This window comes from Plantibacter sp. M259 (genome assembly GCF_006065115.1).
GTDB classification, from domain to species: Bacteria; Actinomycetota; Actinomycetes; order Actinomycetales; family Microbacteriaceae; genus Plantibacter; species Plantibacter auratus.
This window is the reverse complement of record NZ_CP040750.1, coordinates 3019041-3037829: the sequence shown is the minus strand read 5'-3', so window position 1 is coordinate 3037829 and position 18789 is coordinate 3019041. Positions and strand designations below refer to the sequence as shown.

General features: G+C 69.5%; 13 protein-coding genes and 1 pseudogene. 2 read left to right on the top strand and 12 right to left on the bottom strand.

All coding sequences use genetic code 11. The features are described from left to right. Positions 1–76: 76 nt before the first annotated feature. The 10 genes from FGL15_RS14170 to FGL15_RS14135 all read right to left on the bottom strand — a co-directional run bounded on the left by FGL15_RS14170 (position 77) and on the right by FGL15_RS14135 (position 11405). A complete protein-coding gene (locus tag FGL15_RS14170) occupies positions 77–373 on the bottom strand; it encodes a WXG100 family type VII secretion target (protein WP_056008215.1) in 297 nt (98 codons plus the stop codon). Positions 374–494: 121 nt separating this feature from the next. Beyond that, entirely contained in the window at positions 495–3242 is a 2748-nt protein-coding gene (locus FGL15_RS21035; RefSeq protein ID WP_240773552.1) for an FtsK/SpoIIIE domain-containing protein, read from the bottom strand. Further along, positions 3161–3757 (bottom strand): hypothetical protein, encoded by a 597-nt coding sequence (locus tag FGL15_RS21030; protein ID WP_240773551.1) that lies wholly within the window; start codon positions 3755–3757, stop codon positions 3161–3163. Before FGL15_RS21030 ends, FGL15_RS21035 begins: the two co-directional genes overlap by 82 nt. Next, entirely contained in the window at positions 3754–5013 is a 1260-nt protein-coding gene (locus tag FGL15_RS21025) for an FHA domain-containing protein (RefSeq protein WP_240773550.1), read from the bottom strand. Before FGL15_RS21025 ends, FGL15_RS21030 begins: the two co-directional genes overlap by 4 nt. Before the next feature lie 106 nt (positions 5014–5119). Next, positions 5120–5740, bottom strand: coding sequence for a hypothetical protein (locus FGL15_RS14160; RefSeq protein ID WP_138946512.1), 621 nt, complete (start codon positions 5738–5740; stop codon positions 5120–5122). A gap of 8 nt (positions 5741–5748) precedes the next feature. Then, a complete protein-coding gene (locus FGL15_RS14155; protein ID WP_138946511.1) occupies positions 5749–8013 on the bottom strand; it encodes a hypothetical protein in 2265 nt (754 codons plus the stop codon). Further along, on the bottom strand, positions 8013–8288 hold the full coding sequence (locus FGL15_RS14150; protein ID WP_138946510.1) for a hypothetical protein: 276 nt from the start codon (positions 8286–8288) through the stop codon (positions 8013–8015). Before FGL15_RS14150 ends, FGL15_RS14155 begins: the two co-directional genes overlap by 1 nt. A gap of 135 nt (positions 8289–8423) precedes the next feature. Next, positions 8424–9752 carry an FHA domain-containing protein gene (locus tag FGL15_RS14145; RefSeq protein WP_138946509.1) on the bottom strand — a complete coding sequence of 443 codons (1329 nt, stop codon included), beginning with the start codon at positions 9750–9752 and terminating at the stop codon, positions 8424–8426. Between the two features lie 127 nt (positions 9753–9879). Further along, the gene (locus FGL15_RS14140; protein ID WP_138946508.1) at positions 9880–10368 is read right to left on the bottom strand and encodes a DUF6121 family protein; all 489 of its coding nucleotides are present in this window, start codon (positions 10366–10368) and stop codon (positions 9880–9882) included. Between the two features lie 2 nt (positions 10369–10370). After that, positions 10371–11405 carry a hypothetical protein gene (locus tag FGL15_RS14135; protein WP_138946507.1) on the bottom strand — a complete coding sequence of 345 codons (1035 nt, stop codon included), beginning with the start codon at positions 11403–11405 and terminating at the stop codon, positions 10371–10373. A 261-nt stretch (positions 11406–11666) separates the two neighbouring features. Here FGL15_RS14135 and FGL15_RS14130 point away from each other — a divergent pair, with 261 nt between their 5' ends. Beyond that, on the top strand, positions 11667–12662 hold the full coding sequence (locus FGL15_RS14130) for an amidase domain-containing protein (RefSeq protein ID WP_138946506.1): 996 nt from the start codon (positions 11667–11669) through the stop codon (positions 12660–12662). A 61-nt stretch (positions 12663–12723) separates the two neighbouring features. Next, a complete protein-coding gene (locus FGL15_RS14125) occupies positions 12724–13956 on the top strand; it encodes a hypothetical protein (RefSeq protein WP_138946505.1) in 1233 nt (410 codons plus the stop codon). Positions 13957–13959: 3 nt separating this feature from the next. On the opposite strand, the gene FGL15_RS14120 is transcribed toward FGL15_RS14125, so the two are convergent. Then, complete coding sequence (locus FGL15_RS14120) at positions 13960–14727, bottom strand: hypothetical protein (RefSeq protein ID WP_138946504.1); 768 nt, start codon at positions 14725–14727, stop codon at positions 13960–13962. 172 nt (positions 14728–14899) lie between these two features. Beyond that, positions 14900–18780, bottom strand: a pseudogene (locus FGL15_RS14115) (DNA-directed RNA polymerase subunit beta'). Positions 18781–18789 lie beyond the last annotated feature (9 nt).

The window sequence follows — 18789 nt, the reverse complement described above, 5'->3', positions numbered from 1 at the left end:
GCCTTCGCCGGAAAACCCGCGCGCCCTCACCGACACCTGGTCGGGAGGGCGCGCAGAGCGAAGCCGACGGTGGTGACTACTGGCCGGCGCCGGCAGCGAGCGCTGCGTCGGTCTGCTCGAGCGTGGTCACGGCGTTGTTGAGGTAGCCCGACAGCTTGTCGAGGTGCTGGATCGTGACCGTCGCGCTCTGCGTGAAGGCCGTGTAGGTCTCGTTGAAGGTGCCGGACGCGGTGTCGGTCTGGAACCCGGAGGACACGAGGTTGTTGATGAGGGTCTGGAGGCGGTTGAGCGTGGTCTCGACCTCGCCCTTACCCGTCGTCAGGTTGACGGCGGCCTGCTTGATCTCGCTGTAGTTGACGTTGATGTTGGCCATGAGTCTTGCTCCTTCGTTGTGGTCACCGGCACCGTCGGTGCCTTCATCATGTAACCACAACGCCTCGCGGGAGCACATGGGGAGCACTCCCCATGCAGTCCCCATCCGGGGACGACGCCGCTCAGGCGACGGGGAACTCGGGCGCGATCGGCAGCTGCACGCGCGACAGTGCACCGCGGTTCGCGTAGATCCCGCGCCCCTGCGGGAAGTCCTTGCGCGCGAGCCTCGGGAAGGTCGTCCGGAGGACGAGGTCGCCCTCCATCTGCTCCGGCTGCAACAGGATGCCCCGCCTGGCGCTCTTGATCTCGCCCATGAGCGGCCAGGACGACGACCAACCCGACACCTCGTTCTCGGCGATCACGAGGTGGTCGCTACGCTTGATGGCCTTGATGAGCTCCACGAGCGGCGGGTCGGCGATGCCGTTGAGGTAGTCCGACAGCGTCTCGATGACGACGACCGTCCGGCCGGTGACCGTCTCCCCCGCGATCGCCGCGGACAGCGCCTTCGCCTGCTCGGCGATCGTCTCGGGGGTGACGGCCGACTCGTCGAAGCGCAGCTCTCGCAGCAGCTCCGAGCGCTTGGAGCCGAAGTAGACGAAGCGCGTCGCAGGATCGAAGCGACGCATGGCGCCGACGAGGGAGGCGACGGCGTTCGTCCGACCGCTGCCGGGAGGGCCGCCGACGAGGAACGCGCCGGAGGGGTCGAACCCGATCGGTGCGAGGTCGGCGTCGCCGATGCCGAGCACGGGGCGGTCGCCGACCCGATCGGGCAGCTCGCGCGCCTCGATCTCCTTCGGCAGCGCGCCGATCGGCGGGGCCGTGATCGTGGCTCCGGCGCGCGACATCGCCTCTGCGAGCCGGACGGTGGCCACCGACTGGTCCGAGAGCACCGGCGACCCACCGAGGATCGCGACCTGGACCTCGAGACCGTCGACGATCGCCCGGCCGGCGGGCGACTCCGGGCCGAGGATGTCCTTCGGCACGCCGAGGAGCTGGTAGCCGGTCTCGTCCGCGAGGCGCAGCACCACGCGTCGCTGCACACCGGAGCTGATGTTCGTCGGGACGGAGCCCGGGCGGTCGGCCGAGAACGCGATGTTCACGCCGAGCTGCCGGCCGTCGGTGATGAGCTGCTGGAACAGCGTGTACCAGGAGGACAGGCCGAGCGTCGTCTCGTACTCCTGCCGGAAGGACTGGAAGCCGTCGACGAGCAACAGGATGCGGCGCTCGTCGTTGCGACCCGAGACGCGGCGGTAGTCGGTGATGGAGGACGCGTTCGCCTCGGCGTACCGGACGCTGCGCTCGTCGATGATCTCCTTGATCCGGCGGAGCAGTCGGATGACGCGCTCCTGGTCGTCGCCGGGGATGATCGAGCCGACGTGCGGCAAGGCCTCCAGCATGCGGAGGCTGCCCGCGCCGAAGTCGAGGCCGTACACCTCGACCGGACCGCCACGCGGCGTGATGCCCGCCGCCGTGGCGAGGGTGCGCAGGACGGTGCTCTTGCCCGATCCGCCGGTGCCGAACACGGCGATGTGGCCGTCGACGTCCGGCCGGAAGTAGACCGGGCGCTGCTCCTGCGAGTCCGGGAGGTCGGCGACACCGATGAGCAGTTCGGCGTCGGACCGCTGGCGGAGCTTGCTGAGGTCGTAGACGGGCGCGAGCTCGTCGAGCCAGGGCCGTCGCGGCGCCGGGATGGATGCCCGGTCGGCTGCGGCGATGATGCTCGCGACGAGCCGCTGCTGGTCGGTGGGGCCGAGGTCGCGTTCCTCCTCGGCGTCGGCCGCGCGGGGCTCCTCCCAGCGCGTCTCGCCGCCGAACCGCAGCTCCCGGACCTCGATGTCGGAGCGCTTGGGCTCGTCGCTCGTCCACCCGCCCGCGTAGCCGGACTGGAAGATGCTCAGGCGGCCGGGGCCGGTCTTCGCGATGCCGCGGCCGGGGACACCCGGGTCGAAGTGCGCCGCGTCCTTGACGCCGACCACGTCCTGGCTGTCGGACTCGTCGGCCATGCGCAGCGCGACGCGGAGGTTGGTGTTCGCGCGCAGGTTGTCCTTGATGACACCGGCGGGCCGCTGGGTCGCCATGATGAGGTGGATCCCGAGCGAGCGACCGCGCTGGGCGATGTCGACGACACCGTCGACGAACTCCGGGACCTCGCCGACGAGGGCCGCGAACTCGTCGATGACGAGGACGAGGGCGGGTGGTGAGTCCGGGTCGCCGCGCTTCTCGAGCTCAAGGAGGTCCTTGGCCTTCTTCCGGTTGAGCAGGTGCTCGCGGAAGTGCAGCTCGGCGCGGAGGCTCGTGAGCGCCCGCCGGACGAGGTGCGGGCTGAGGTCGGTGACGAGTCCGACGCAGTGCGGGAGCGTCACGCAGTCCGCGAAGGCGGAGCCGCCCTTGTAGTCGACGAAGAGGAACGAGACGCGGTCGGGGCTGTACTCGGCCGCCATCCCGAGCACCCAGGCCTGCAGGAACTCGCTCTTACCGGCACCCGTCGTCCCGCCGACGAGGGCGTGGGGGCCCTGTGCGCGGAGGTCGAGGTGCATGGCGTCGACACCGCCCGATCCGACGGTCGCGCGCAGCTGGCCGGCCCGGCGGGGCTTCGGCGGCAGCCCGGGCGTGCGGTCGTGGATCGAGGAGTTCTGCCGCCAGCGGTCGACAACGGCGTCGCTCGAGGTCGTGAGCTCCGGCCCGAGCAGCGTCACCATCGACACCGACCGCGGGAGGTCGCTCGAGTCCTCGACGAGGGCACCGGCGTCGATCACGGACGCCATGCGGCGCGCGTAGTCGAGGGCTGTCACCGGGTCGACGAACTCCGGGCGCGCGTCATCGACGGAGTAGCCGAGGCGGACCATGCCGACCGTCGCCGGTGCGTCCACGCCGGCCCCGGCCTCCGGGACCTGCAGGAACGTGCGGCAGGCGGCGGGGAGCGAGACGACGTCGTCGGCGATCCAGATCGGGAAGACCCCGCGTCCGCCGCGATCTCGGCGAGCTGGACGAGGCGTGCGCGGTCGACGCCGACGTCGTCGGAGATGAGCAGGACGATGGCGGGGATCGGGGACTTCGTGCCGGTGTCGTTCGAGCTCTTCGTCCCGATCTCCGCGCCACGCTCCTGCGCCGCTTGCTTCTCGGAGATGGCGCCGCGTCGGGCGTCGCCGGCCCGGGCCGCCTGCAGGCGGGTCTGGACGAGTTCCTCGATCGCGGCCAGCAGGAGGTTGCCGCTCGACACGCTGTCGGCGAGGTGACCGACGTCGAGCGGGCTGTTGGGCGACGACGCGTGCGGGAGCCACTTGACCCAGGAGAGGGCGTTCGACCACGCGGGCGAGACGATCGCCGAGACGACGACCTCGGCCGGCGAGTGGAGGGCGGTGAGCTGGACGAGGATGCCGTTCACCGCTCCCCGGCGGTCTGCGGTGAACCGGCGATACCGAGCGCGCCGGCGTCGTAGAGGTTGTCGATGATCGGCACGTCGGCAACCGTCGCGTACTGGTCTTTGAGCTTCTCGAGTCGCTCCTGGAACTCCGGCAGGAAGCTGTCGCGTGCCTTCGCCGAGACCTCGTTGCGCGAGGGCATGGTGCCGACGCCGAGCCGGAGGTTCAGGAAGGACCAGTGCTCCGGGCGCCTGGTCCACAGCAGTGGCCCACGCGTGAGCGCGTGCTTGAGCGCCTCCGAGGTGGACGGTGCCTCGCGCATGCGGACGTCGTGCTCGATCTCCCGCTCAGCCGCGAGCTGCTTGCCGAGGGACTCGAGGCGCTCGTCGAAGATCTTGATCTGCTGCTTGAGCTTCCGCTTGTTGCGCCCGCGACCCGTAAAGTAGTTGCCGATGAGCATGAGCGGCGTCATCGCGATGAAGATGAGCGACAGCGGGTTCCGCGTGAAGAAGTACATCGCGCCGCCGAGGAGCATCGGCGTGAGCATGCCGAGGAGCGGGAACGGCTGGTTCTCGCGCTCGGTCGGCGGCTCGGGGGCGGGGAAGGTCTCCCCCGCGTAGCGCTGTTCGACCCGCGGCGACCGGTTGAAGTACACCGGTCCGGCCTTCGGGACGACGCCCGCGCGACCGACGGTCCCGGCGAAACCGATCTCGACCTCGGTGTCGCCGATGAGCACGCGCTCCGGCTCGACGACCTTGAGTCGTGGCACGATGCCGCCGTCGACGACGATGCCGTTGGCCGCGCCGAGGTCGACGAGTTCGATCTCGCCGCCGACCTCGAGGCGTGCGTGCCGCTTCGAGACGAGCGGATCGTCGAGGACGATGTCGCAGCTCGCCTCGCGACCGAGGGTCCAGCTGCCGGCCGGCAGGGTGAACTCACGGCCCGCGTCGTCGCCGGAGAGGACCCGCACGACGGCGACGGCGGGCGCCTGGCCGGTGCGCGCCGCGGAGTAGTAGACCCCCGCGTCGGCGAGCTCGATGACGGCACCCGAACCGACCCAGGCCTCACCGATGGGAGCCTCCGGCGGGAGCGGGAGGGTCTCGGTCGAGCCCGGCAGGCGGGCGTGCAGCGTGAAGTCGGCGTTCGCGGAGTCGGGCCCCTGCGGGTCGACGCGTGCAATGGTCGACGCGACCTCGGCGATGCTCGCCGCCGCGTCCGTCGTCACGACGATGTCGGCGGACGACCCGGACGGCCTGGTCAACGTCAGCTTGATGCGCATGCAGGATCCCCTTGGAAGTGCGGGCCGCTCGACGCGACCTCGATCAGCCTAGCGACGACGGAGCGAGCCAGGATCCGGCGTGCGCCGTGTCCGACGTCCGACCAGGTCAGTCGGTCTGTGGTCGGACGATCTGATCGACATCCGTCACCGAAGACTCCTTCGGGGCCGGATCGAACAGCCCGACGGCGGGATCAGCAGTCGCGCAGTCGAGGTTCGGCAAGCCGACGATGGCGTCGAGGACGGTCCGGCCGTCCTCGGTGCGCTCGAGGCGGTACTCCGCTCCGGCCGTGTCGAAGGATTCCGGAGGAGTGCCCTGGGGCGACGACCAGTCGAGCGCGACGCATGCCTGGACGCTCGCACGTCGACCGTCCGCCGACACCTCGACGCTCTGCGGTTCCAGCGGCTGCGGTCCGGGATGCACGTCGGTCCGCTCGCCGGACTCGACACGATCGCGCGCTCCTCGCCAGGCCGCCGAGCGCACCTGGTACGTCGTCGACTCGACCAGCTCCGGCAGTTCGAAGTCGTTGCGGTTCTGTGCCACTGCGAGCGCGGTCAGCGCCGACCGGGCCGCCTGCACCCACGCATCCTGTTCGAACTCGCCCGAAGGCTCTCCGTCAGCCCAGACGACATCCGGGAACGGTTGTCCGGAGGTGGATGGCGCCGTCGGCGTGCACCCGGTCAGGGCGATGAGGGCGGCGGTGAGTCCGCCGACAGCGATCAACCGCATCCGGATCGTCACTCCGGGTCCTCCGCTCCGCCGGCGCCGCGATAGGCGTCGCGGTAGCGGCTGGCGAAGGTGTCCGCGGTGAATCCGCCGTCCTGCGAGTCGAGCGCTGCGTCGAGCTTCGTCTCGTTCGTGGTGAACCAGTCCTCGAGCGCCTCCGCGTCGAGCCCGGTCGGGTCGGGCACACCTTCCGGGCGCTGCGATTCCCACACGATCTGAGAGACCATGATGCGGACCGCCATCCGGTTGTCGGCCGCCTCCCCACCGAGTTCCTCGGCCAGGGTCGCGTGATTGTCGGCGAACGCGGCGACGTCGTGTGCCTCGGCGGCACCGATCAACTGTCCGAGCACGTAACCCTGGGCGATGTCCGCAGCACCGCCGAGTCCGGGCACGGGGATGAGACCGATGGCGTCGGAGAGCATCCCGAGTGCCGCCTCGATGGCCTCGTCCTGGCGGGTCGCCTCGCCGAGCGCAGCGCCGTCCGCCGCGCCGTCGAGCAAGCCTTGGAGGACGACGACACGCTGCGTGAGGCCGGGCACGGACGCGTTCTCCGCCGAAGCGGCCTCTGTGAGCGCGACCTGGTAGTTCGACACCACGTCCCGCAGCGCCTCCGCACCGGCGGCGTGGTCACCGACCGCGCCGAAGATCTCGGCGAGGACCGACTTCGAGACGCGGGCGTATTCTCTCGGATCCCCCGCGCCGAACACTTGCGACACCAGCGTCGAGCCGCCGTCGTCGCCCTCGGCGTTCAGCGGATCCTCCACGAAGCCGGGGATCTGCGGTGTCAGGGCCGCGACCATCTTGACCGACGCGATCTCGCTCACGTTCTCGGTGATGAACTGGTCGTTGCCGGCCAGCGCGTTCATCACGTCATGGGTCAACGTCGCGGCACGCCCCCAGACTTCCGGAGAGTATGCGCCGCTCCCGTCCGCCGGCCCGCCGGTGGCGTTCTGGGCGCCTGCCCAGAGGCCGGCCGGGCCCTCGAACTGGTCATATGTCGACCAGTCGCGCTCGCCGTACCAGTAGTCGACCCGGTTCTCGCCGAGCGTCCCTTCACCCGTGACGCCGTCCGCCTCAGTGCTCGTCAGCCACTCGAGCGCCTCGTCCGGGTACTGACCCAGCGTGTCGAGGACACGACCGGCCAGGTCGACGACGCGAAGCCCTGAGAGACCCGTCTGCTCCTCCTCGAGCAAGGCCAGCGTCGTGCCGCCGGGCATCGGGGAGCCGTCCTGCCAGATGTGGTAGTTCCCGCGCTCCTCCTGATCGATCATGTCGGCGAGCGCGAGCGTGGTGGTGACACCGATCGGGGCGTTCGTCGGGTCGCCGAACAGGAAGCCGATCGCCGCGGGGTCGCCGCCGACGCCCGTGCTGGCGTTCGCCATCATCTCCTCGGCGAAACTCTGCCCCGTCAGCGGAGACCATCGTTCCGAGCCGACCGACAGGCCGCCACGCACGCTCTGCGCCAACGCGAGAGCCGCTGCGGCCGGGATGCTGCCGTCGAACGCGCCGCGGCCCAGCTCGTCGATGAGGCTGACGACGTTCTCGCCGCCCATGGCGAGGTTCATCTGCGCCATCACCTGCGGGTTCTTGCCGTACAGGTCGTAGAGCGTCTGCAGGTTCGAGACGTCCGCCTCGGAATAGTCGCCGGAGGCGATCTGGTTCCCGAGCTCGGCCATCGCCTGTGCCACTGCGGTCGGCGTCAGCGAGCCGGAGTCGGTGATACCGATGGCGGCGAGTGCCTGACGCTGTGCCTCCCAGGCGGTCGCGTTCGGTGGGGTCAATGCGAGCACCAGAGTGCTGTCAGCCAGGGTGCGCTCATCGGCCAACCCCTCGAGCGCGTTGCGGGCCAGCGTGAGGTCGCCCATCGCCGCCTGCTCCTGCAGCTGGCGGTGCTGCGCCTGCTCCGGAGTCGGGCCACCTGCGGGGTCCGCGTATTGGCGGTTGATGACCTGGTTCGACTCGAACATGGTCTGCTTCACCGACGTCGCACGCGTGGCGATTCCGGATACGGTCTCGGAATACGCGCCGATGGCCGTCCGAGCTGCGCTCAGGGCGGTGGTGACCGCATCGATCGTCGCGGCCGGGGTGTCGAGCGAAGCGATCCACGTGGTCGAAGCATCCCCGCCCCAGACGTCGGGCGTCACACCCGCTTGCGCGTTGGTCGCGGCCGTCCGAGCCTCGCCGAGGGCCGTCTCCACGGTCTGCAGGCCGGTCGCGGCCGTTCCGAGCGATCCGGCATCGAAGAGTCCCGGATCCTCCCTCGTCCAGTTCCCCATCAGTTGGCTCCTTCTGCCATCAGTGCCTCGGTCTCCTGCCACGTGGCCGCGGCGTCCCTGGCGATCTGCGCGGCGTTCGTGATCTGACCCGACGCGAGCATCGTCTGCACGGTCGCCCACATGGCGAAACTCTCGGCGGCGCCTGAGACGGTCGAGCTGGAGCTTCCACTCATGTCGACGGCCACCTCGGTCGGGAGGGCGTAACCGCTCGTCTCCAGTCCGGACGCGATCGTCCGAATGGTGTCGACGTCGACTCTGAGCTGATCCCCGGCCATAGTTCCCCTTGGGTCGTCACGGAACCGGCGACCGTCTGAGAGTCACCGACAGCGGGTTTCGCCCCGCCGGCCACCAGCGTATCCGAGAGCACGGGGCGCGACGATGGGGAGCACTCCCCATGCCCGACGGCGTTCTCAGCCGACGACGACGCGGATCGGGAACTCGCCGATCCCGATGGTCGATCCGGCTTCCACGACGTAGGCCTCGCCTGGCTGGCAGACGGTGACGGCGCCGGACGCGTCCGTGATCGTCGTGCCGTTCGTGGAGTGCAGGTCGGTCACGCGGAGCGACCGTCGTCCGGGTACGACGACCGTGTGCGTCTTCGAGACGGACATGCGCGGGTCGACGAGCGAGCGCAGCTCGGCGTCAGGCTGTTCCGGCCGCGCCGCAGGGTTGCGTCCGAGCAGGATCGGCCCGCGGAGCGGGATGCGCTCGCCGTCGGGGAGCTCCAGCGCGAAGTCCCCGGCCCGCAGCGACGCCGAGACGACGGTGGCGCCGAGGTCCGCTTCCGGCGTCGGGATCAGGGCCTCCGCCACCGGCCGGGCCGGCGCCGGTGCATTCGGCTCCGGCGCAACCGGGGATGCCGGCGCGCCGGCGATCAACCCTGGTGGAACGGTGATCTGCAGCTCGGGTGGGACGGAGGACGTCGATGCGGCCGGAGCGCGCGTCTGAGCGGGCGCGACCGGCGGCTCCCGGAACTGCGGGGCGGCGGCGGGGGGCTCGACGACGACCGGCGTCACGTCGGGTGCGGAGCCCGCGGGAGCCCACGTCGGTTCGGGAGCCGGAGCTGCGGGAGCCGGAGCCGCGGGGGCTGGAGTCTCGGGAACGGCACGCTCAGGAGCCGGCACCTGGGCAGCCGGAGCCTCGAAGACCGGAGCCGGTTCGGCGGACGTCGGGGTCGAGACATCAGAGGACGGTGTCGGCGCCGGTGCACCGGGCGTCGCTGGAGCCCAGCCCGGAACGACCGAACCGTCCGTGACTGGGGCGTATGCGGGTGCACCTGCAGGAGACGCTTCTGCGCTGCCCGGCGCCGCTGCCGGACGAGGAGCGAGGACGGTCCGGGTGCCGTGCACCCGCAGGGTGGCGGACGCGTCGGGGTCGGACTCGGTCGCCAGCTCGGCGACCGCGCGCAGGAAGGCCAGGAACGGCTCCTGCCCGAGCAACGAGCGTTGACGTCGACGCTTCTGGACGCCGTGCTGCATGATGAACGTCGCCGCGGCCGTTCCCCGTGCGGACGGGGCGGTCGTGATCGCGAACGCGAGCAGCGGAGCCGGGTCGTCGACCGAGACGACCCGCAGGCGGATGTCCGCGCTGGTCCCACCGTCGATCGCGACGTAATGCCTCGTCTGCTGCGCGTCCTCACCGGAGGCGGCGACCGCACGTTGGACGAGCGCGACGACGTCGTCAGCGGTCCCCGCGAGGTCGAGATCCAGACCGGTGTCGGTCAGGTCGGGTGATCTCATCGGTGGTTCCTCCCCAAGCGTCGTCGGCCGACGACGGTAACGGATCGATTATCGCCTACGCCGTCGCCCTCGTGGGGAGGGAGGAGCGGTGCACCTCGGCGAGCGTCCGGGTGGACGTCAGGGCGGCTCACCGTCCGTCGTGCTCCCACGGCCAGCGCGGCGTCGGGCGCCGCCCCGTGGACGACGTGGCGACGGCGGCGGCTGCGAGCACGATGACGAGCGCCAGCACCCCGACGGTGACCGAGAACGGCCCGGTCAGTGTCGTCACGGCGAAGGCGGCGGCGTCCGCTCCGTCCCGGCTCGCGATCGCGTCGAACACGCCGCCGCTCACGCCGTACGCGAGCCAGGCGAGGAGCCCCGCGAGGACCGCGGAGCCGACCGAGACGCGCAGCGGTGTGCGGCGCGTCTCACGGATGATCGCCCAGAGGACCACGATCGTGGCGACCACGACCATGAGCGGACCGGTCAGCGGGCCGGCATCCCGGTCGGTCACGACGTCGAGGTCCGCCAGCAGGCTGATGAACCCGAACGCGCAGACGACGAGCGCCACGTAGGTGACCGCCGCGAACGGGGCGATCCACCAGGGACCGCGTGCTCCGTCCGCGTCACCGGTCATGCTCAGCGGGCGGTCGTCGGTCCGGCTTCGAGGACGCGCTCGTACTCGGCACGGGCCTCGAGGTTCGCCTCGCGCACCTTGCGGCCGCGGGCGGCGATCCAGCCACCGAGCCAGACGGGGATCTCGCGGGCGACGACGAAGGCGAGGACCGGCCCGAAGGTGAAGGCGACGCCGGTGACCTCGGCGAGGATCTCGTCGATGCTGAGCGTCCAAGCGCGCTCCTGGATCAGGAACCCGCCGACCCACGCGAGGAAGACGACCAGGCCGATGATGAAGCCGCCGAGCACCCAGTGCACCCAGCCGGAACGGTTCACGATGGTCGCGGTCACGACCCAGGCCAGGAAGAAGCCTGCGGCGGCCATGAGGAACGGCCAGCTGGTGGCGATCTGGATAAGGTTCTCGACGAACGTACCGTCGCCTTCCAGCACCAGCTGGAGGCCCGCGACGGCGGCCGCGTAGAGGCCGGCGAAGATGATGGTGCCGAGGAGACCGATGAGGATGCCGAAGCCACGGTTGCCGCGGACCTCCGGCTCCGACGGCGCCTGGACGTACAGCGGGAAGGCCTGCTGCTGCTCGGTCTCCGCGGCGGTGGCGGTCTCGGTCGCGCCGGAGCGGGCGACCGGCTCGTAGGCCGCGGCGGGGTACGGGTGGGCACCGGTGTCGGCCTGTCGGGAGGTCGACGTCGACGTCGGGGTACCGGAGGTGTCGTCGTCGTCGAAGTCGATGTTCGAGTACGCGCGCTGCGGCGTGTGCGGTTGGTACGGACGCGTCTCGCGCACACCGGCGTCCGAGGCCGTGTCGGCGCGGTCGGCGACCCGACGGTCGTCGACGACCGGGTCCGCCCCGACGCCGTCCGCCGTGCTGATGGTGTCCTGCTGCACGGTGTCCTCGGAGAGGATGTCCCGCTCGGCCACGGGTCGCTCGGCCACAGGCTGCTCGGACGCGGTCGTGGGACGCGCGGAGCCAGACGCGGTCTGGGCAGCCGCCGGAGTGCTCGGGTCGGTCGGCGATCCGGGCTCGGGGTTCTGGGTGCTCATCGCGTACTCCTTCGGCGGAAGCCAGTTCAGGAGCGCCCTCACGGCACTCCGCTCGCCACGGTAGCAAGCCGGGGCACGGATGCCCGGCAACCTCGCCGGGACTCGCGCACTCCCGTCGACCCGATTCAGGTCTGATTCATATCCGGAGGAAACGGTCTCCTCAGCTCCGCGCGGTTGGGTGGGAGTCCTAACAGACATCTGTCGGATCACTGCCGATCCCGCGACGCCGATCCCCCACGGCGCATCCCCCGGAAAGGCCCCATGCCAGAGCAACTTCCCCACGACCGTCACGCCGACGCCCGTTCCCCGTTCAGGCGGCTCTCCTCCGGCTACCGCGCCCTCCCCCTGCGCGGGCGACGCGTGGTCGCCGGGACCGCTGCGGGAGCCGCCCTCCTGCTCGCCGCCGCGGTCATCACCCCGATCGCGCTGCAGCAGGGCGACACGACCGCCTCCGCACCGGCCGCGCAGGCCGTGGAGGAGACGACGTCCACGGTCCCGGCCTCCACGGTCAACGCCACGGCGGTCACCGCGATCTCAGCCACGACCGGTTCCGTCGCGGGTGGCAGCACCCTCACCGTGAGCGGAGTCGACGTGGACGGCGTGACCCGCGTCGTGTTCGGTGAGCAGGAAGCCCGGATCCTGTCGGCGACGAGCACCGAGGTGACCGTCGCAGTGCCGGCCGCCACCGGCTTCTCCCCCGCCGACGTCGGCATCGCCGTGTACGCGGACGAACTCCGGGTCGACGGCGACGCGTTGAGCTACAGCTACGACATCACGAGCCCCGTCGACGCTCAGATGGCCTACGTGTTCACGCATTGGAACGACTACAACCTGGCTGAATACGGCTCTCTGGTCGACACCGACTGCGCGAACTTCGCCAGCCAGAGTCTCCTGGAACGCGGGTGGACGATGGACGAGGACTGGTGGGCAGAAGGGACCGGCGACGACTTCGACTTCTCGAAGGCCTGGGTCAGCTCGACGTTCTTCATGAACTACGTCGAGGAGCACCCCGAGCTCGCCACCGCCCTGGACGACACCCAGCGCGACCAGGTGAAGGTCGGCGACATCGTGCAGTTCGACTGGGACAACAGCGGCGACCGCGACCACACGGGCATCGTGTCCAAGGTCGAGACCACGGACGCCGGCACCCAGGTGTACTACGCCGGGCACACCGACGACACCGACTACCGCACCGTCGACGAGGCGATCACCGTCCTCCACCCCGGCGCCTCCGTGTACTACTGGAGCATCGCCTAGCCACCGCTCCGCCATCTGTCGTCAACGCGCCGCAGGTCGTTCGCGCGCTACGCTGCGAGACATGCCACCCGAGCCAGCGCGGATCGCCCTCCCCGACGCTTGGGGGCTCTATCTCCTACCGCCCGTCTTCGCCGAGCACGTCGATGCGCTGGCCGCACACTGCTTGGAGCTGCGGATCCCCGCGGCCATCTCGGCACCGCTGACAGCGGGGTCTCACGTTGTGCTCCGGGTACCGGTGTGCGACACCGGGAGGGTGCTCGCTCTCGCGGACGACGCCGGCCCAGACCTCTCCTTCGTCAAGACCGAGCCGGGCCAATTCTCCGCCCACCTGCGTTCGATCGCGCCGGAGTTCAGCTTGGAAGAGCTCGATCCGTTCACTGAACCCGCTGTGCACGCCATCGCCTGGACGGCTCCCGCGGAGACCTCCGCTCTGCGTTTCGAGGCGACCCAGCGGTCCATCACGCTCGCCACGGCCACGGCCGAGGACTGCCGGTCGGTGGTGTTCCCTGTAGGCGATCCCGCGGCCTGCTTTTCGACGGGGATCTGGGGCGGTGCCGAGCTGACCCTGACCCGCTTCGAGGATCAGCTCATCGCCCGGACGACCTTCCGCAGGCGCCCCCTGGTATTCTCCTGGACGCCCGGCTGGCGACTCGTCGATCCGAGCCGTCCGGACCAGCTCCTGATCACCGAGCAGACGGTCACGGACGAGCTCGAGCACCTCGTCGGCGAGTGGTCGTCGCCGCAGGAGTGGGCCGACCGGTTCCATCTCGACCCGAGCCGGTCCGAGCGCCTGCGCATCCTGATGCGTCTCCCGTCGAGGTCATCGACCGCGCACGAGCTGGCCGACATCCTCGGGCTGCCCGTGGAGCTCGCCCTCGCCGTCGCCCCGCGTGCATCAGTACTGGACCTGCCGAACGTGCGTCTCCTCCACCCGGCGAACACGCGCGATCTGCTCGCCGAGGCGTGGCACTCCGCTCCGTCGAGTCGGCTGGAGACCCGGCTGCAGGAGTTGTCGGAACGGTTGGAACGGGCGGACGCGCGCAGCTGGTGGACCCGGTTCGGCGGGAGCCGCCCGCGCCTCCGCTTCGCCCTCATACTGTGCCTCGCCGCGGCGAGTGCCGCGCTCGCGATCAGCGGCCTCGCCGCCGGACGCGGGACGGCGTTCCTCCCGGCGGTAGCGGCGTGCTTCTGGACCGTCCTGGCTGGAGTCGACCTCGCCACACTTCGCACACGGATCCGCGGTCTCGGCACCGCAGCCGGAGCGGGAGGCGACCCGGATTCGAACGGCCGGTAACCCTCAGGCGGGGAAGAGCGTCGAGACGATGGTCTGCGTCCACCCCGTGATGGCGACGTTCGCCCAGCGGGTAGCGACCCAGGTGCCGTCGCGGAGGAAGTGGCGCTCACCGGTGGTGTTCCCCGAGGGGTCGTCACGCTCGGTGAAGCACATGGTTCCACCCGTCTCCTCAGAGCAGGTGAAGCCGGCCTCGTTCATCCGCGCGATCGCCGCCGCTTGGACATCCGCCTCCACCCAGGCCACGTTCGTCAGGATGAAGACCTCGCCGGCGCCGCTGGCCTTGTTGAGATCGCACGTGAGTCGGTCCGTCGGGGTGAGCAAGGCCACCAGCGCCTCGTCGTTCGACCCGAAACTCTCGGACAACGTCGGCTGCGCCCAGGCTGGATTCAACTCCAGGAAGCCGTCAGCGGTGAGTGACTCGATGTAGCCGTCGGGGAAGAGCTGCGTGCACTCGGTCGGACGCGCCGGAGCGGCCGGCGTCTCTGCGGCGTCCGTCGTGGTCGGAGCAGGAGTGGAGCCGGCGGTCGCCGTCGCACTCGGTGTACGGGTCGAGTCGGCGGCGGGGGTGCCGCCTGGACCGACGACCAGGAGCCCGACGACCACGACGAGTGCGATCGCCAGCACGCCGGCGAGCACACTCAGGCCGATGACGACCGGATTGCGCTTCCGCTTGGGTGCTGGAGCACCGTAGCGGACGTCTGGCTGCACCGGGGTCGCGTCCGGCTCCAGCGGCTGGAACTGGCCGGTGGGCTGCTCGGGCTGATCACTCATCGGACCAGCATGTCGTGCGGAGACCCGCCACACAACTCACCGGTACCCGATTCGTTCGCCCATTCCTGGGCGAACGGGCATTCGCTCGCCCAGGAATGGGCGAACGAACGACGGAGGGCCCGTCCCGATCGAGAAACGATCGGGACGGGCCCTCCGGGTGAGTCGTTCAGCCCTAGTTGTAGTTACCGGGGGTGAAGTCGTCGGAGCTGAAGCTGTCGAAGTCGACGAAGCTCAGGTCGGACTCGTTGAACGCGCCGTCCTCACCGAAGATGCGGTTCGGGTAACGCTCCGCCTTCGCCTCCTCGGTTGCCTCGACCGTCACGTTGCGGTAGCGCGCCAGGCCGGTACCGGCCGGGATGAGCTTACCGATGATGACGTTCTCCTTGAGGCCGACCAGCGGGTCGCTCTTGCCTTCCATGGCGGCCTGCGTGAGGACACGCGTGGTCTCCTGGAAGGAAGCGGCCGACAGCCACGACTCGGTCGCGAGGGACGCCTTGGTGATACCCATGACCTCCTGGCGAGCCGATGCGGTGCGACGACCCTCCGACACGGCCGAGCGGTTGAGCTCGGCGTAGCGCAGGCGGTCGACGAGCTCACCAGGCAGCAGGTCGGTGTCGCCGTGGTCGACGACGGTCACCTTCCGCAGCATCTGGCGCACGATGACCTCGATGTGCTTGTCGTGGATCGGGACACCCTGCGAGCGGTACACGCCCTGGACGCCACCGACGAGGTGCTTCTGGACCTCGCGGACACCCTGCACGCGCAGGACCTCCTTGGGGTCGACCGCACCGACGTGGATCTTCTGACCGAGCTCGACGTGCTGTCCGTCCTCGACGAGGAGGACCGCACGCTTCAGCACCGGGTAGACGACCGGCTCGTCGCCGTTGTCGGGCGTCAGGATGACCTTGCGAGCCTTGTCGTTCTCGTCGATCGTGATGCGACCGGCGGCCTCGGCGATCGGGGTCGCACCCTTGGGGGTACGAGCCTCGAACAGCTCCTGCACGCGGGGCAGACCCTGCGTGATGTCGTCCGCCGATGCCGAACCACCCGTGTGGAAGGTACGCATCGTCAGCTGGGTACCGGGCTCACCGATCGACTGGGCCGCGATGATGCCGACGGCCTCGCCGATGTCGACGAGCTTGCCCGTGGCGAGCGAGCGGCCGTAGCAGGCTGCACACACACCGACGGTCGACTCGCAGGTCAGGACCGAGCGCACCTTGATGTTCTCGACACCCGCGGAGACGAGCTTGTCGATGAGCACGTCACCGACGTCCTCGCCGGCCTCGGCGACGACCTCACCCTTCGGGTTGACCGCGGCAGCGGCCAGCGAACGGGCGAACACGGAGTTCTCCACGTTCGGGTCGCGCACGAGCTCACCGGAGCTGTCGGCGTTCGCGATCGCGAGCTCGAGACCCTTGGTCGTGCCGCAGTCGTCTTCGCGGATGATGACATCCTGCGAGACGTCGACGAGACGACGCGTGAGGTATCCCGAGTCGGCGGTACGGAGCGCCGTGTCGGCCAGACCCTTACGAGCACCGTGGGTCGCGATGAAGTACTCCGCGACCGACAGGCCCTCACGGTAGGAGGAGATGATCGGGCGAGGGATGATCTCACCCTTCGGGTTGTTCACCAGGCCTCGCATACCCGCGATGTTGCGGATCTGCAGCCAGTTACCACGAGCACCCGACGACACCATGCGGTTGATGGTGTTGTCCGCCGGGAAGTTCGCGCGCATGGCCTCGGCGACCTTCTCGGTGGCCTCCGTCCAGATCTTGATGAGCTCCTGACGACGCTCGGCATCCGTGGTCAGACCCTTGTCGAACTGGCTCTGGACCTTGGCGGCCTGCTTCTCGTAGCCCTGCACGATCTCGCGCTTGTTCGGCGGGGTCAGGACGTCGCTGAGCGCAACGGTCACACCGGAACGCGTCGCCCAGTGGAAACCGGCGTCCTTGATGTTGTCGAGCGTGGCGGCGACGACCGTCTTCGGGTACCGCTCCGCGAGGTCGTTGACGATCGAGGACAGCTTGCCCTTGTCCGCCACGTCTTCCACGTAGGGGTAGTCCGCCGGCAGCGCCTCGTTGAAGAGTGCGCGACCGAGGGTCGTCTCGACGAGTGCGACACCCGAGCCCTCGTAGCCCTCGGGACCCGTGCCCTCGGCAAACGTCACGTCGGTCAGACGGATGCGCACCTTGGCGTTGAGGTCGAGCGAGCCCTGGTCCTTCGCGAGGATGGCCTCGGCGACGGACGAGAAGGCACGGCCCTCACCCTCGACACCCTCCTTGAGGGTGGTCAGGTGGTGGAGACCGATGATCATGTCCTGCGTGGGCAGGGTGACCGGACGGCCGTCGGACGGCTTCAGGATGTTGTTCGACGCGAGCATCAGGATGCGCGCCTCGGCCTGGGCCTCGACGGAGAGCGGGAGGTGGACAGCCATCTGGTCGCCGTCGAAGTCCGCGTTGAACGCGGCGCAGACGAGCGGGTGCAGCTGGATGGCCTTGCCCTCGACGAGCTGAGGCTCGAACGCCTGGATGCCGAGACGGTGCAGCGTTGGCGCACGGTTCAGCAGCACGGGACGCTCGCGGATGATCTCCTCCAGCACGTCCCAGACCTCGGGACGGCTGCGCTCGACCATGCGCTTCGCGGCCTTGATGTTCTGAGCGTGGCTCAGGTCGATCAGGCGCTTGATGACGAACGGCTTGAAGAGCTCCAGCGCCATCTGCTTGGGCAGACCACACTGGTGCAGCTTCAGCTGCGGGCCGACGATGATGACCGAACGGCCCGAGTAGTCGACGCGCTTGCCGAGCAGGTTCTGGCGGAATCGACCCTGCTTCCCTTCAGCATGTCGCTGAGGGACTTCAGGGCACGGTTGCCGGTACCGGTGACGGGGCGACCACGACGACCGTTGTCGAACAGTGCGTCGACGGCCTCCTGCAGCATCCGCTTCTCGTTGTTGACGATGATCTCGGGAGCCCCGAGGTCGAGCAGACGACGCAGACGGTTGTTGCGGTTGATCACACGACGGTAGAGGTCGTTGAGGTCGGAGGTCGCGAAGCGGCCACCGTCGAGCTGCACCATCGGGCGGAGCTCCGGCGGGATGACCGGGACCACGTCGAGCACCATCGCGGCCGGCGAGTTGCCGGTGATGAGGAACGAGTTGACCACGCGCAGACGCTTGATGGCGCGGATCTTCTTCTGACCCTTGCCCTCCGCGATCTGGTGGTGGAGCAGCTCGGACTCGGCTGCGAGGTCGAAGGACAGCAGGCGCTTCTTGACCGCCTCGGCACCCATGTAGGCCTCGAAGTACAGGCCGAAGCGGTCCTGCAGCTCGTGGAACACGGAGTCCTCGGGCTTGAGGTCGCCGACCTTGAGGTTGCGGAAGTCCTCCCAGACGCGCTCGAGGTGAGCGATCTGCTCGTCGTAGGACTTGCGGGTCTGGCTCATCTCCTTCTCGGCGGCGTCCTTGGTGCGACGCTTCTGCTCGCTCTTGGCGCCTTCCTCCTCGAGGGCGACGAGGTCGTCCTCGAGCTTCTTCAGGCGGTCTGCGATGCGCGAGTCGCGCTGGTCGCCGAGCGTCTTGATCTCGAGACGGAGCTCGTTCTCAAGGCCGGGCATGTCCTGGTGACGTGCGTCCTCGTCCACATCGATGACCATGTAGGCCGCGAAGTAGATGACCTTCTCGAGGTCCTTAGGCGCCATGTCCAGCAGGTAGCCGAGGCGCGAGGGGACACCTTTGAAGTACCAGATGTGCGTGACCGGGGCGGCGAGTTCGATGTGGCCCATGCGCTCACGGCGCACCGACGACTTCGTGACCTCGACACCGCAGCGCTCGCACACGATGCCCTTGAAGCGGACCCGCTTGTACTTGCCGCAGGCGCACTCCCAGTCGCGGGAAGGACCGAAGATCTGCTCACCGAACAGACCGTCCTTCTCGGGCTTGAGGGTGCGGTAGTTGATGGTCTCGGGCTTCTTGACCTCTCCGTGCGACCAGGCACGGATGTCGTCTGCGGTGGCCAGACCAATGCGAAGCTCGTCAAAAGTTGTGACGTCGAGCAATGTATCTCC